At 71.8% G+C, this 220-nt stretch carries 1 protein-coding gene; it reads right to left on the bottom strand.

Going from position 1 to position 220, the window contains the following annotated elements; translation table 11 throughout:
- The coding region (locus GT045_RS13965; RefSeq protein WP_202528034.1) for an ALF repeat-containing protein at nucleotides 1-220 on the bottom strand (220 nt) is incomplete at both ends.

Here is a 220-nt window from a genome sequence, read left to right on the forward strand (position 1 = left end):
CCGCCGTCGTTGGCGAGCTTGGTCACGGCGACGCGGTAGTCCGCGTTGGCGGCCTGGTGCTGGCCGGTGGTGTAGAAGTCGCGGATCTGCTCGTCGGTGCCGTCGAGAGCCGCGGTCGCGGCGGTCCGCACGGCCTCGTAGGGACTGTCCGAGGCGAGGTCGGCGACCTGCTGGCGCGTCTCGTTCCTGACCGCCTGGTCCCAGCCGGTCCGCAGATACG

It is taken from the genome of Streptomyces sp. SID486 (assembly GCF_009865385.1).
In the GTDB taxonomy this organism is placed as follows: Bacteria; Actinomycetota; Actinomycetes; order Streptomycetales; family Streptomycetaceae; genus Streptomyces.